The following is a 14,381-nucleotide window of genomic DNA, read 5'->3' on the forward strand; positions in this document are numbered from 1 at the left end:
TATTAAAAAAGATATAGTCAAGAAATTAAATAAACTATTCAGATTTTTTATGTAACTATATTTACTATCTTATTTGGAACAGCATATACAGCGCGAACTTTACTTTGATCGACCCTATTAGATACAGAATTTATTGCTATTTGCTTCAATTCTTCTTGATGCAAATTAATTGCCACCTCAATTGTTGCACGCAATTTTCCATTAATTTGCACTGCCACAGTCACCACATCATCAATCAGTAGTGACTTGGCAGCTTTTGGCCAAGGTTGCAGATATAGCATACCTTCACCTCCTATTTCCCGCCATAAGCTCTCAGCCAGGTGTGGTATAAACGGTTCAACTACTCTGATTAGTACACATATACCCTCATTGATGAGAGATTTTCCAGTTTTTACATCTATTTCAGCTATTAAATTTGTCATCTCACGAAATTTTGCCACTACACAGTTCAACCTGCAGTTTTCTAAGTCATCTGTAAGTCCGTGTAAGAGCTTATGTATTTTTTTTCTATATCCTAGAAACTTACCTGTAACATTTTTATCTGGTATCATTCTAGCATGTGACAACATGTCTTCTTTCTGGATCTCAGTGTCAGCTACTTGTTTGACGGGGGATTGATTTAGAATGACGACAGGCTTAAATTGCATTACCATACGCCATAATTTATTTATATAGCGAGAACAACCTTCTACGCCGTCATTAGACCATTCCATATCTTTCTCCGGAGGAGTGTCAGACAGCACAAACAAGCGAGCAGTATCAGCACCATACTTCTCTATGATAAAATTTGGGTCAACTGTATTCTTTTTTGATTTACTCATCTTCTCAACTTTTCCGACTTGAATCTTAGCACCTTGTGTTATCAATCTTTTTGCTTCTTCAGGAAACAGCCATTTACCATTCTTGTCTTTGTAAGTTACATGGCAGACCATTCCCTGAGTGATTAAAGTAGAGAAAGGTTCCTTAATATTAAAATAGCCACATTTGGTCAAAGCACGACAGAAAAATCGTGAGTAAAGCAGATGCAAGATCGCATGTTCTATCCCACCTATATAATAATCAACAGGCATAAAACGATTACATGCATTCTTATCGATGGATTTATTTTCACTACAAAATGCGGCAAAATACCATGAAGACTCAAAAAAGGTGTCGAACGTATCAGTTTCACGCTCTGCTTGCTCTTTGCATTTTGGACAATTAACAAACTTCCAAGTTGGATGTTTATCCAGCGGATTACCGCCACTTGTAAATTCCACATCTGTTGGTAGAGTCACAGGAAGATCTTCTTCTGGCACTGGAATAGTACCACAATTTTTACAATATATAACAGGTATAGGGCATCCCCAATAACGCTGTCTTGAAACTCCCCAATCATGCAAACGATAGTTTATTGTTTTCTTACCTATTCCTTTTTCTTCAAGCTTTTCAACTATTACTTTCCTCGCTTCACTGACCGTTAATCCGTTTAAGAACCCAGAGTTAAACATTATACTATTATTAGTATACTCTTCATTTAGACCATCTGCCATCCTAGTAGCTTGACACTGGGATCCAGTATAAGAACCATGATCACACGCTGGAATGATACCCAAATGGGCTGAAGAAATAACCGGAATAATCGGCAAATCATATTCCTGTGCAAATTCAAAATCACGCTGATCATGTGCAGGGCACCCGAAAATCGCGCCTTCTCTATATTCCATCAATACAAAATTCGCTACGTAAAGCGGCAATTCCTTATCAAGAAATGGATGTTTGACGTTTAATCCAGTGTAAATTCCTACTTTTTCGTTATTTTTCCCCTGTATTTTTATGCTACTGATAAGGTCCTGTATTTCTTTGCTCATAAGATCTTGCACAATGGGATGTTCTATTGCCACTGCACAAAAAGAAGCTCCAAATAAAGTATGAGGGCAAGTTGTAAAAACCTTTAACTTCTTATTCAGGCCAACTATTTTAAACTCTATAGTCACTCCTTCAGACTTTCCTATCCAGCGATCTTGCATCATTTTGACTTTTTCTGGCCAATTCTCTAAGCCTTGCAAGCACTCAAGTAAATCTTCGGCAAAATCAGTAATCTTTAAAAACCATTGGGATAACTCACGCTTTTCAACAATTGCACCAGATCTCCACCCTTTTCCATCGACTACCTGTTCATTTGCAAGCACTGTTTGGTCTATTGGATCCCAGTTAACCCACGACTTTTTTCGATAGACAAGTCCCTGTTTTAAAAAATCCAGGAAAAACTTTTGTTCATGCTTGTAATAGTCAGCCTCACATGTAGAAAGTTCACGTTCCCAATTATAAGAAAGACCTATAGATTTCAATTGTGCACGCATATTATCTATATTCTCTTTTGTCCATGCTGCAGGGTTAACATTGTTATCTCTTGCTGCATTTTCAGCTGGTAATCCAAATGCGTCCCAACCAATTGGGTGCAAAACTTCAAATCCACAAGCTCTCTTGTAACGTGCTATCACATCTCCTATTACATAGTTGCGCAGGTGTCCCATATGAATTTTACCAGATGGATATGGGAACATTTCCAATACGTAACATTTCCCTTGTTCATTATTTTTGCCAATAGAAAAATCCCACCTATCTTGATAAAATTTTTCTACGTTTTTAAAGTCATATTTCATACAAACCCAAACCTAATCACAGCTCATATGCGTCAAAGGATCGACTGCCTGGCCATTATGTCGTATTGTGAAGCACATCTGCGGGTCTTTATCTTGTGTACTTGACTTACCTGCAGACCCAATCACTTGACCTTGCTTTACTTTATCACCAATTTCAACGTGTATGTTCTTTAAATAGGAGTATACAGTCATGTAATTATCTTTGTGTTCCACTATAATCAAATTCCCATACCACCTCAGCCCTTTCCCTACGTATATCACTTTGCCAGAAGCAGAAGCAACCACATTTGTTCCACCTTGAGCAGCGATTTTCACTCCATCTTTACACACCTCATCAGAAGGGGTAGCTGAAATAACAGTACCTTTTATTGGCATTACAAATTTACAACCTACCTTATTAACCGCTATATCCTGCACATTGTTATTATATACCTCACCTATGGCGACTTTTCTACTTCCTTTTTGTACCGAAGGATTAATATCCTCTCTAGTTAAATGATATTCTCTTGTACATTCTAGGTCTCTCTTCCCATAAAATTCCTCGCCTTTAAGTAATACAAGTGCAGGTTTTTGTAGGCCACAACTTACTAATATTGCTGATAACACAAAGAACGAGGCTATATGCCACATAAACTTATTTAGACAGCTCAGACTATATTAAATAGCATACTTTTTAAGGTAATAAGATTTTTTTTGTTCACTTGATTCTGGGCCACATCTTCATGAATTGGGCCACAAAATAAGCTCACTGCTTTTTGCAGATAAAACATAAATAATCATGCCTGCTTTTGAACTCGCTGCTTGAGTTTTTTTCCACCTGCTCTAATTCACTATTCAACAAAACCACCCTGCTGGGTGTCGCTAATTGCTAAATGATCTATTACACTTACACAAACAAAAAAATTGTCAATATCTTTGGAGAGTGTATAAAGAGTTTTTCACAATCTTCTAATCAACAAGCTTTAGCTAAGCATTCTATTGAGTCCATAAACCAAGGTTAAATATTCAATTTCCAGCTATAATAAAGGGATTACACATTAAAGAAAGGTTAGTAGAAAAAGATTATACGTGGTTCCAAAGAATACGCTGCTTCCAAAGGATCAAAATCATCTCTTCACAGCACTGTTTACCAATTAAAGCTATTGATGCTCTTCTTAAAGTGTAAGATAGACAAGGGATATTCTTTTCACTTAGCTAAAGAAATGGATACAGCGAAAAGTTTAACGATGTGATTTTTCAACATATCAAAGGTAATAAAAAAGTACACCTCTTTAATACAAGCGAAACACAAACGAGAGAGAGTAACAGGAAAATTGAAGTAGGGAATTTGCTTATAGAAGATAAAAATGGTGAATTCCGATTAGAAAAGTATTTCGTTCTTCATCTACAAATTAAAAACGATCAAGATTTTACAGATGGTGACCTGGAAGATTTTATTATCTGTACTAATATTAGTTCTGATCTAGATCAGAATACAGTACAAGATATAATCAAAGAAAATGAAAGTGAAAACTTCAGGACCAAGTAAAGGAAGAGAAATTTCTGTTGAAGTAATAAACACTAGCGATGTCTTTTTTAAGGATAACAGTACAAGATATAAGGTTTCTTATGTTAATAAAAATATGATTTTAGTAATGAAACAGATATTAAAAAATGCTGTGGAAGGAACGATAGAAGAATTAGAAAAGGGAATAAAAAGACTTCAAAATAGATCGACCAAGCCCAAGAAAGAAATCGAAAAAAATCGAAGGTGGCAAAGTGAATTTAAGCAACTAATAAAAAAAAGGACAAGTTAGAAGATAATATAAAAGAAACTTTTACTAAATTAGTATTTGCAGTAAATCAACCTAATGAAATAGAACTAACAGAGATCATTTAAAATGAGCTAGGTGAGGAGTTTAATAACATTGATAAGCAGAATGTTTACGTTCATTTCAAGGAAGAAATGCTAAATTAGATAAAAGAAAAATAGGGATGTTTTTTAACACGCGAAAGCAGAGAAGAGTTTTTTAAAAAAGTAAAACAAGAAATTTTGAATCCTGATATTTTACTTGCTATATATGAAATGGCTGTAGTACTCAATTTCCAGGGAAAATATAAAGATGCATCAAAATACTTTGAAGAGGTGCTGATATACAAAGAAAAGAACTCGGAAGACAATTCTATTTCTTGTCGCGTTCTCAACCCAATACATAGGATGGCATAGCATTAAGTTACCAAGAAAAGTATGAGGAACATTAGAAAAGTTCAAAAGGTGCTAGAAGAAAGAAAAAAACCTTGGGAAGCGGCCATCATGATATTTCATCTACTATGTATGAAATTGCTATGGTACTTAGCTATCAGGGAAAACATGAAGAGGCATTAAAATACTTTAAAAGAGATAGTGTATATAGGAAAAAATCACTTAAATAACAATTTTATCTTCCTTCGTTGCATTCCAAATGCGATGTATGGTATGGCTATCACATTAAGTCACCAAGGAAAGTATGAAAAGGCATTAGAAAAATTTCAAGAGGTGCTAGAGGAAAGAGAAAGAATCTTGGGCGATGATCATCGTGACACTGTAGAAACAAAGCGCACAATAGTTGAGATCACAGCTAAACTGCTGTGTAATTCATAGATATTATTCCAACGACAAAATATGTTAAAATACACACATGAATAAATCAGAAAAAGCCCATTTAGGCTGGTTAAGTACAAAGGGACACATGACTTCACACAACTATAATGTAGATTGTGTTCAAAAAATGTTGAAGCAAGTATCCAGGCACTATCTCTTATGTTAAACAATTATTTCACTAAATTTATGATTGAATAGTCGATTCTTTTTAAGAAGACCAAGAAAATGTGCTTTAAATTCCTCATCAATGCTAAAATTATAACTTTCAAGCACTTTCCCTTATTAGCGAGAAGTTGACAAAATTTTAAAAAGTGAAGATTATGGCTTTTGCCCACTGTAGCTGGCATGCAAAGAACTTTTTGAACACGCTCAGATCCTATTGTGAAATAATCAGCCTTTTTTGTGCCTGTAATATACTCTAGCGAGCCTTATGATATACTAAACCAATATAATCAGTGGGATTGGTAGGTCTCGAACCTACGACCAATTCGTTATGAGCGAACTGCTCTAACCAACTGAGCTACAATCCCTTTCGTTAACACTTATAATACATACAAAAACAAATTTGTCTATTAGCTTATTTCATCATCAACCCAACTTGACAGATCATTTATGGTACCAATTTTGCGTGCAATTTCTTTACCGTCTTGAAATATGATTAATGTGGGTATAGATTGAATCCCATATTTACTTAACACTTCAGCTCCTCCATCTATATTGAACTTGCAGATTTTGATCTTACCTTTTTTATCTTTAGCCAATTGCTCAACATGCGGCATTAAATTTTTACATGGCCCACACCACTCTGCCCAAAAGTCTACCAGCACAAATCCTTTGTAATCAGCAACCTCAGACTTAAAATTTTGATCACTTACTGATGTAATATCATCACTCATAAAATACCCGATCTAATTTGTAAAATATAGCACATAAATCAGTAATTAATCAACTAAATTCTTACCAAAGAGCTTAAAAAACTGCCCAAGTGCTTTGATAAGTAAAAAACTCTTCACAAATCACTACACTTGGTGATTAAAGATATCCATATCTTCCCATCCCATTAAATCTAATTCAACACGAATAGGAAGAAATTCAAAGCATTTTTGTGCTAACTCCTTTCTGTTTTCACGTTCCAACATTAAATCTAGCTTTTCCTTTATCTTATGAAGATACAAAACATCAGATGCAGCGTAACTTTTTTGCTTGTCTGTCAAATTTTCACTTCCCCAATCAGAAGATTGCTGCTGCTTATTTAATTTAGTATCAAGTAGCTCTAAGCATAACTCTTTCAGGCTATGATTATCTGTATAGGTGCGAACTAAACGTGAAGCTATTTTTGTACAATAGCATGGAAGTGCCCAAGTTTCTAGATAATAACATATTATGCTAACATCAAATCGTGCAAAGTGAAATATTTTAGTTATATTTTTATCCCCCAATATTTTTCTTAAATTTGGAGCTGCATAATCATTTTTGAATTGAATCAGGTGAGCATTCCCATCATTAAAAGAGAGCTGTATAAGGCATAATCTATCTCTAACATGAAGTAACCCCATTGCCTCTGTATCAACAGCTATAGATCTTACATTATCTGGTATTGAACTAGCTGGCAAGTCATCTTTATATACAAATATCCTCATAAGGCTCTGTAGAATAACAAAACGTCAATAATAATTGAAAGTGAGTTTTAAGTACACAAATATATAGACATAGTTCCTCACATTTCGGTATGTATGGGGTTTACAAATTATTACATATACCTATAATTAAGAAGTAAATTTAGGTTAATTGCGGGAGTAGTTCAGTTGGTAGAACGCAACCTTGCCAAGGTTGAAGTCGAGGGTTCGAACCCCTTCTTCCGCTCTCTTTTCCGAGATAATGCCATAAAAAATTACTTTGCTTATCTAATTAACCTAATTACTCTGACAATAGAGAGGGTTTTAAAACTTTGAAGAATATTGTTATTATCAAAATTAGGGAAGTTGTATGGATAAAGATTTAATACTTTTAGGCATAGCATCAGTAATAGGAGCACTTACAGGTTTATGGTTAAGTTTCACAGCTTTATCACATTTAATAATAGGTGGAGTTATTGCCGCCATTCCTGTAATGTTATTGAGTGCATATTATATATGCGATAGTATAAGAAAAGGAAAGTTCTCCAAAAAAGATCTCTTCGAGTTTTACTTGTGCATGCTTCACAAGTGCCACGATTGGAGTTGGTCCTGTTGTAACCGCAACTGCTTTTTTCCTGGTGCAATGATTGGCATAGGTTATGCAACTTTAGCAGGTGGAGCAATAGCACCGATTATAGCGATATTTTCAATGTACAGTATTATAGTACCAATAGCTGAAAAAGTGAATGAATATATTATTTTTCCTATAATTGAGTATTTTTCTCTAAAAGGAAAAGAACATGAGCAAGTTTAAGCTCATCAAAAAAGCTTCTATTTTCTGTTATTCTAGTGTGCAACATTGGAGTAACAGAAGAAGCAACGCTGTATTACTGTAAAATTTGACATTGATTGTTGATAATTAGAATAATAGTAGAGTAAGAATTACTCAAGAGGGTATGCATAGATATGACGTAGTGGTAGTAGGTGGTGGCCATGCAGGATGCGAAGCAGCTGCGGCTGCAGCTCGCCTTGGTGCAAGTACGTTACTTATAACCCATAAAATTTCAACTATAGGAGAAATGTCTTGCAATCCAGCAATTGGAGGAGTTGCAAAGGGTATTGTAGTCAGAGAAGTTGATGCTCTTGACGGAATAATGGGAAGAGCAATCGATCAAGCAAGCATACATTCAGTCATTTTAAATAGCAGCAGGGGCGCAGCAGTCTGGGGGCCGAGGGCACAGGCAGACCGAAAATTATACAAGAAAGCGATACAGGAAATTATTTTAAATCATGACAATTTGACAGTAAAAGAAGAGTCAGTGGATGATTTTCTGATCGAAAGTAATAGCAATGGAGAACCGTACATTAAAGCTATCATAACAAGCTCAGGAAAACAGATACTAACAAGCAAAGTTGTTTTAACTACTGGAACTTTTCTGCAAGGTATGGTTCATATAGGAGAACAAACAACCCCTTCAGGAAGAATGGGAGATAAATCTGCAGTGGAACTTGCAAATACATTGAAGAAGTATGATTTTAAATTAGGCAGATTGCGTACCGGAACCCCGCCGAGGCTTGATCATAGTACTATAAACTGGTCAATATTAGAAGAGCAAGTAGGTAATAATCCACCCATGCCGTTCTCTTACCTCACAGAAAAAATTAATCAACCTCAAGTTTCATGTTTCATTACCTATACTAATGAGAATACACACAGAATAATCCAAGCGAATCTTCATAGGTCAGCTTCTTCTTATCTGAATGACATCGTTGCACCAAGATACTGTCCATCAATTGAAGCTAAAGTTAAAAAATTTGCAGAAAAAAATAGTCACCAAATATTTTTAGAACCAGAAGGACTTGATAATATTACTGTATACCCAAATGGAATTTCAAATTCATTGCCTATCGAAGTGCAGCGTGAAATGATAAACAGTATCAAAGGGCTTGAAAACGCAGAGATATTAAGACCTGGATATGCGGTTGAGTATGATTACATTGACCCACGAGAGCTATTTCATACTCTCGAAACTAAGAAAGTTAAAGGCCTATATTTCGCTGGCCAAATTAATGGTACTACTGGATATGAAGAAGCAGCAGGGCAAGGAATTATCGCCGGAATCAATGCAGCACTCTCTGCATCTCAAAAAAAAGAAAGTTTTGTTCTCCATCGCACAGATTCATATATCGGCGTAATGATAGATGATCTGGTCACTAAAGGAGTGACCGAGCCTTATAGGTTATTTACTTCACGTGCAGAATATAGGCTAGCAATTAGATCAGATAATGCAGATAGAAGATTAACGCAAAAAGGTTATAACATCTCTCTTGTATCATATAAAAGATACTCTGCTTTACAAAATAAACTTAAATCCATTAAGCAGCTTGAAGAGAAGTTAGAAAGTCTGAAAATTACTCCTGAGCAGCTTAGGTTTTGTGGTATTAAAATATCTCATGATGGAATAAGAAAAACAGCATTAGATCTACTTAGCTACCCAAATATTGATTGGAACAAATTACAAGAAATATGGCCAGAGTTAACTAATGTTACACGCTGGAATGACAACAAAGCAGATCAAACTGTCATTCAAGTAGTTGACACTAGAATCCAGAAAAAAAATGCAGATTCTAGCGTCACGCGCTGGAATGACAAAACAGGGTACTGGAATGATAGTAAAACAACGAGCAACACAATTAAAAATGAAATATGTGAAGCAGTTGCAATTGAAGCAAAATACAAACCTTATTTAGTAAGACAAGAAGCAGATATGAAGTTTTTACGAGAGGAAATGAATACTCAAATTCCAACCAATTTCAACTATTCACAAATTAAAGGCCTGTCAAGTGAAGTAATAGAAAAATTGCAGGCAATTAAACCAGCAACGATTGGCATTGCAAAGCAAATACAAGGCATCACTCCAGCAGCAATAGTTAGCATATTGGTGTATTTAAGAAATAGGAAAACGAAGGTAGCTGCTAATTCTACGTAAGGTATTCTATGTCAAAAATCGAAGAGTTTCGTTCTTTTATGTGTGAAATAAAAGTTGATGCGTTTATGTTGCATACCAAAGACGAATATTTAAATGGACATTCAGACGAATTAACTAAATTGTGTGGCTTTACGGGAACACATGGGCTACTTATCGTTACAAAAGACAACAAGTGCCCATTTTTTACGGATGGACGCTATATCACACAAGCTCGCAATCAGCTCGACCAGGACAATTTTCAAGTACATAATATACAAGAAGAGAATCCATGCGAATGGGTAAAAGCAAACTTAACATTGACTACCTCACTAGGTTACTATTTGCAATATTTTACCGTAAAAGAGATAAGAAAATATGAAGATATTTGTAAATTGGTACCATATTCAATTAAAAAAGAAATTAGCCGTAGAAAACAAACGATAGTTTCGCATGCAGTTGAGTATTCCGGTGAAAGTAGTAAGAGTAAATGTGAAAAAGTAGCTAAAAGCATAAATAAAGAAGCTGAAGCAGTACTTTTAACTGATTCAAATTCAATTTCATGGTTATTAAATCTAAGAAATGAAAATGCTAAATATACTCCATGTATATTGGGCTGTGCTATATTGTACAAGAACGGCAATGTTGACTTGTTTATTCAAGATAAAGAATACTCGACCATAGAAGCAAATTTAGGTAATCATACAAACATCTTTGATATTAGTAAACTCAAAAGTTCACTATGCAAGCTAAATTCAATAATTATAGATCCAAACACAACTCCGATGAGTATTATGGCTATAATAAAAAATAAGCAGATAGTTGAAAGGGAGGATCCTTGCTTGATTTACAAAGCAGTAAAAAACCAAACTGAAATAGCTGGAGCTATAAAAGCACACACCAGAGATGGAATAGCAGTTACAAATTTTCTACATTGGCTTGAAAATAATACCAGTACAGAACTTGAAGCCAAAGAAAAGATTTTAGAATATAGAAAAGAGCAGGATTTGTTCAAACAAGCGAGTTTTCCAACAATCTCCGCATTTAACGAAAATGGAGCAATAATCCACTATCGTGCAAGCAGTGAGACAAACAAAGTCATTCAGAAAGATGGATTATATTTGATTGATTCTGGTGGCGAATACCTTGATGGCACAACCGATGTAACAAGAACTATAGCAATTGGCAATCCAACTAATGAACAAATAACTCACTATACAATAGTATTGAAAGCTCACATCGCTTTAGCAAGTGCAGTCTTTCCTTCCGGCACTACCGGTGGAGAATTAGATACATTGGCACGCATTCACTTATGGAAATTTGGAATAGATTATATGCATGGCACAGGGCATGGGGTAGGAAGCTATTTATCAGTACACGAAGGGCCGCAATCAATATCAAAAGGAAATAAAGTAAAACTCATGCCAGGGATGATACTTTCCAATGAACCTGGTTATTACATTCCAGAAAAGTATGGAATAAGAATTGAAAATCTGATGTATATTGACAAGCAAGAAAATGGTTTTTTAAGCTTTAAACAACTGACCTCCATTCCATATGATAGAGGGCTAATAGATGTGCAAATGCTCACTAAAGATGAAATTGAATGGATAAATAGCTATCACCAATTTGTCTATAAGAGCTTAGAAAATAGTGTTAAAAATAAGGAATGGTTAAAGAAAATATGTGCTTCTTTATAAGCAAAAGAGCAGCTTTTCTATTATTTAATAAAATATTAATACAGTTGTAGTGGGTGTTTTGTATTGCTTTTAATTTAAAAACAATATATAATAGAAAACATATATTTTTAAGTAGGTGTAATCATGATGGATAAAGTACAAGAAGATGAATTTATGAAGCAATATATGGATACTTGTAAAGAGCAAATAGAAAAATTAGCTAAGGATCCTGAATTACTTAATCAGGCCTTAAAGCCATTTATGCAAATGTCCCAGCAACTTATGGCTGGTGGTATGTTAGATACTTCTACACCTGAGATAGTATCTAATTTAGGTAGTATGGATATTAACAAGATGATTGCTCAGATGAAGGAAATGATTGACTATATAAAAAGTAATTATAAGGAACTCATGAAAAAGGATAGCTTGCAGATTCAAGAGCTTGACGAGTCCAGTAAAAAACTAAGAGGATTGGTTAAGAAATTAATGGAAAAGATCGAAAGTAACAAGTAGGTAGTAGTTGGTAGTTATTAATAGCGTAGCAGCACGGAGCCCCAGGTTAAGCCTGCACCTATTGCAACCAGTATCCCCAAGCTTCCTGGTTTTATTTTCGGTTTTTGTATTGCATAATCAAGTGCTAGTGGAATTGATGCTGCTGAGGTATTTGCATGTTGATCAACTGTATTAATTACTTTCTCCATAAGGAAATTTAATTTCTTTACTACAGCTTCAATAATACGAATGTTTGCTTGATGGGGAACTAACCAGTCAATATCAGTAATCTTCAAATTATTGCATCTTAATGTTTCTTCTATTGAGGCTGTTAACTTATCCACTGCATGCTTAAACACTTCTCTACCATTCATGTATATTTTTCCAGAATCACCAGTTGAGGATATCCCTCCTTTTGTGCATAACACGTCTACATTACCATCAGAATATAAGTTGGTTGATATTATACCTCTTGTGTAATTTTCTGTCATTTCATTACAATGTGCTGTAGATTTCATTATAACTGCACCAGCACCATCACCAAACAGTACACAAGTTGACCTATCTTTCCAATCAACAATTCTAGACATTATTTCAGCACCTATCACTAATGCATACTTAATTCTATCGTTAGATTTTATGAGCGAATCAGCAATTGTAACTGCATATATAAAACCAGAGCATGCTGCCTGTACATCAAAAGAAAATGCGTTTTTACATTTTAACTTATTTTGCGCAATTGTTGCACAGCTAGGCAAAGTTTTATCAGGCGTTGTTGTTGCAACTATGATTAACCCAATTTCATCCACTGAAATTTGAGCTTTTTCTATAGCATTTTTTGCCGAATTAACAGCTAGATCCGACGTTAACTCTGCTTCATCTGCTATATACCTTTGAGTTATTCCTGTTCTCTGTCTAATCCATTCATCACTTGTCTCAACCATTAATGCAATCTCATCGTTGCCCAACTTTTTTTTTGGCAGGTAAGATCCAGTGCTTAATATAAAACTTTTATTCAACTTGATTTACCTCACTAATTATCTTCTGGTTTAAATTTTCATTAATGGAATTTACTGCAAATTTTATAGCATGGGCAAAAGAAACAGCATCAGAATTTCCATGGCTCTTAATGACAATACCATTCAGCCCTAAAAACATAGCTCCACTTCTAATTTTAGGATTAAAACGCATTAATACCTTATTTAGCTTGGATTTTAACAATATACCAACAAGCATTTTTGTTGCCCATGAGTTGAACACTTCCTGTTTTATTAGGTCGATAAAAGTGCTAGCAGTTGCCTCAGCTGTTTTAAGCATCACATTGCCAACAAAACCATCAGCAACAATTACATCTATATTACCCTCTAAAAATTCACTTGCCTCTATATACCCTTTGAAATTAATGTTTGGAGCACTTTTTAGTAGCTTAAAAGCACCACGTACTGAGTCATTACCTTTAACCTCTTCTGTGCCAATGTTTAGCAAAGCAACTTCAGGATTGTCAACTTTTAATGCTATTTTTGCAAACATGCTTCCCATTAACGCAAATTGAAATAACGAGTCAACATTGCAATCAACATTTGCACCAAGATCGAGCAATGCAAAGCTCTTTGCCTTAGTTGGACAGACGGATACTATAGCAGGACGATAAACGTTTGGTAATGTTCCTAAAATAAACCTGGAAATTGCCATCAACGCTCCTGTATTACCTGAAGATACCATACCAGAAGCTTTACCTTTTTTCACTGCTTCAATGGCAGCCTTCATACTTGAATCTTTACGATGTCTCAGTGCAAAAGACGGCTTATCATTTGCAAGAACATTATTAGAGTAGTGAGTAAACTCAGAATTATCACTTACTTTTCTATATTTTAAAAGCAAAGGAGATATTTCTTTTTGATCTCCATAAATATGGAAAAAAACTTTTATGCCTGGATCAACAAGATTATCCAAAAAAAAACCAGCACCTTGAATCACCGAGAGAGGTGCAAAATCACCCCCCATAGCGTCAAGTGCAATGACTATGTTATTGTTAACCGTAGGTAACATATCATGATAATTATTCTGCCTGTTGTTTGATGAAAACCCGTTTTCCTTTGTAGCTGCCATCAACTGCTATACTGTGAGGCAGCATAAATTCCCCAGTTGTTGTGCATACTACAATATTCTTAGGCTTAATAGCATGATGAGAACGATGCATATTACGCCTTGACTTTGACTTTTTTCTTTTTGGAACTGCCAAAACTTCCTCCATTCTACTTGAAAACTCACAATTTATTAATAGCATGTTTTTTACAAAAAGTAAACAGTGATAGTAAAATAAGTAAGGTTTGTTTAGACAATTAAACTCCATAAGTTTCAAA

Annotated in this window: 15 protein-coding genes and 2 tRNA genes; 9 read left to right on the plus strand and 8 right to left on the minus strand. The window is 34.9% G+C overall.

Going from position 1 to position 14,381, the window contains the following annotated elements; genetic code table 11:
* Positions 1 to 47: 47 nt before the first annotated feature.
* Together leuS and WBP_RS03425 are read right to left on the minus strand one after the other, a co-directional pair.
* The gene (gene leuS, locus WBP_RS03420) at positions 48 to 2,645 is read right to left on the minus strand and encodes a leucine--tRNA ligase (RefSeq protein ID WP_167896072.1); all 2,598 of its coding nucleotides are present in this window, start codon (positions 2,643 to 2,645) and stop codon (positions 48 to 50) included.
* Between the two features lie 12 nt (positions 2,646 to 2,657).
* Positions 2,658 to 3,275, minus strand: a complete 618-nt coding sequence (locus tag WBP_RS03425) for a murein hydrolase activator EnvC family protein (protein ID WP_167896073.1) — start codon at positions 3,273 to 3,275, stop codon at positions 2,658 to 2,660.
* Between the two features lie 598 nt (positions 3,276 to 3,873).
* Here WBP_RS03425 and WBP_RS03430 point away from each other — a divergent pair.
* The 4 genes from WBP_RS03430 to WBP_RS03450 all read left to right on the plus strand — a co-directional run bounded on the left by WBP_RS03430 (position 3,874) and on the right by WBP_RS03450 (position 5,265).
* Positions 3,874 to 4,173 (plus strand): hypothetical protein, encoded by a 300-nt coding sequence (locus WBP_RS03430; RefSeq protein ID WP_167896074.1) that lies wholly within the window; start codon positions 3,874 to 3,876, stop codon positions 4,171 to 4,173.
* A complete protein-coding gene (locus tag WBP_RS03435) occupies positions 4,145 to 4,441 on the plus strand; it encodes a hypothetical protein (RefSeq protein WP_218938830.1) in 297 nt (98 codons plus the stop codon). Before WBP_RS03430 ends, WBP_RS03435 begins: the two co-directional genes overlap by 29 nt.
* A 236-nt stretch (positions 4,442 to 4,677) precedes the next feature.
* Positions 4,678 to 4,851: a tetratricopeptide repeat protein gene (locus tag WBP_RS03440; protein WP_136132011.1), complete on the plus strand. Its 174-nt coding sequence runs from the start codon at positions 4,678 to 4,680 to the stop codon at positions 4,849 to 4,851.
* A 177-nt stretch (positions 4,852 to 5,028) separates the two neighbouring features.
* Complete coding sequence (locus tag WBP_RS03450) at positions 5,029 to 5,265, plus strand: tetratricopeptide repeat protein (protein WP_167896077.1); 237 nt, start codon at positions 5,029 to 5,031, stop codon at positions 5,263 to 5,265.
* Positions 5,266 to 5,721: 456 nt separating this feature from the next.
* Here WBP_RS03450 and WBP_RS03455 read toward each other — a convergent pair.
* The 3 genes from WBP_RS03455 to WBP_RS03465 all read right to left on the minus strand — a co-directional run bounded on the left by WBP_RS03455 (position 5,722) and on the right by WBP_RS03465 (position 6,905).
* Positions 5,722 to 5,795 (minus strand) — tRNA-Ile (locus WBP_RS03455).
* Positions 5,796 to 5,837: 42 nt separating this feature from the next.
* Positions 5,838 to 6,161 (minus strand): thioredoxin, encoded by a 324-nt coding sequence (trxA, locus tag WBP_RS03460; RefSeq protein WP_167896078.1) that lies wholly within the window; start codon positions 6,159 to 6,161, stop codon positions 5,838 to 5,840.
* A 123-nt stretch (positions 6,162 to 6,284) separates the two neighbouring features.
* A complete protein-coding gene (locus WBP_RS03465) occupies positions 6,285 to 6,905 on the minus strand; it encodes a ribonuclease D (RefSeq protein WP_011256807.1) in 621 nt (206 codons plus the stop codon).
* Between the two features lie 150 nt (positions 6,906 to 7,055).
* On the opposite strand from WBP_RS03465, the gene WBP_RS03470 reads away from it, so the two are divergent.
* The 5 genes from WBP_RS03470 (at position 7,056) to WBP_RS03490 (ending at position 12,039) form a co-directional block, all read left to right on the plus strand.
* Positions 7,056 to 7,128 (plus strand) — tRNA-Gly (locus tag WBP_RS03470).
* Between the two features lie 123 nt (positions 7,129 to 7,251).
* Complete coding sequence (locus tag WBP_RS03475; RefSeq protein WP_246165892.1) at positions 7,252 to 7,695, plus strand: hypothetical protein; 444 nt, start codon at positions 7,252 to 7,254, stop codon at positions 7,693 to 7,695.
* Positions 7,696 to 7,837: 142 nt separating this feature from the next.
* On the plus strand, positions 7,838 to 9,871 hold the full coding sequence (mnmG, locus tag WBP_RS03480) for a tRNA uridine-5-carboxymethylaminomethyl(34) synthesis enzyme MnmG (protein WP_167896079.1): 2,034 nt from the start codon (positions 7,838 to 7,840) through the stop codon (positions 9,869 to 9,871).
* A gap of 8 nt (positions 9,872 to 9,879) precedes the next feature.
* Positions 9,880 to 11,547 (plus strand): aminopeptidase P family protein, encoded by a 1,668-nt coding sequence (locus tag WBP_RS03485; protein ID WP_167896080.1) that lies wholly within the window; start codon positions 9,880 to 9,882, stop codon positions 11,545 to 11,547.
* Positions 11,548 to 11,670: 123 nt separating this feature from the next.
* Entirely contained in the window at positions 11,671 to 12,039 is a 369-nt protein-coding gene (locus WBP_RS03490) for a DUF4175 domain-containing protein (protein ID WP_167896081.1), read from the plus strand.
* Between the two features lie 17 nt (positions 12,040 to 12,056).
* On the opposite strand, the gene WBP_RS03495 is transcribed toward WBP_RS03490, so the two are convergent.
* Genes WBP_RS03495 through rpmF form a run of 3 tightly spaced genes read right to left on the minus strand, consistent with a single transcriptional unit; the run spans position 12,057 to position 14,260 of the window.
* The gene (locus WBP_RS03495; RefSeq protein WP_167896082.1) at positions 12,057 to 13,037 is read right to left on the minus strand and encodes a beta-ketoacyl-ACP synthase III; all 981 of its coding nucleotides are present in this window, start codon (positions 13,035 to 13,037) and stop codon (positions 12,057 to 12,059) included.
* Complete coding sequence (plsX, locus tag WBP_RS03500) at positions 13,030 to 14,067, minus strand: phosphate acyltransferase PlsX (protein WP_167896325.1); 1,038 nt, start codon at positions 14,065 to 14,067, stop codon at positions 13,030 to 13,032. The genes WBP_RS03495 and plsX overlap by 8 nt, the downstream gene beginning before the upstream one ends.
* 10 nt (positions 14,068 to 14,077) lie before the next feature.
* On the minus strand, positions 14,078 to 14,260 hold the full coding sequence (rpmF, locus tag WBP_RS03505) for a 50S ribosomal protein L32 (protein ID WP_011256814.1): 183 nt from the start codon (positions 14,258 to 14,260) through the stop codon (positions 14,078 to 14,080).
* Positions 14,261 to 14,381 lie beyond the last annotated feature (121 nt).

This window comes from Wolbachia endosymbiont of Brugia pahangi (genome assembly GCF_012030695.1).
GTDB lineage: Bacteria > Pseudomonadota > Alphaproteobacteria > Rickettsiales > Anaplasmataceae > Wolbachia.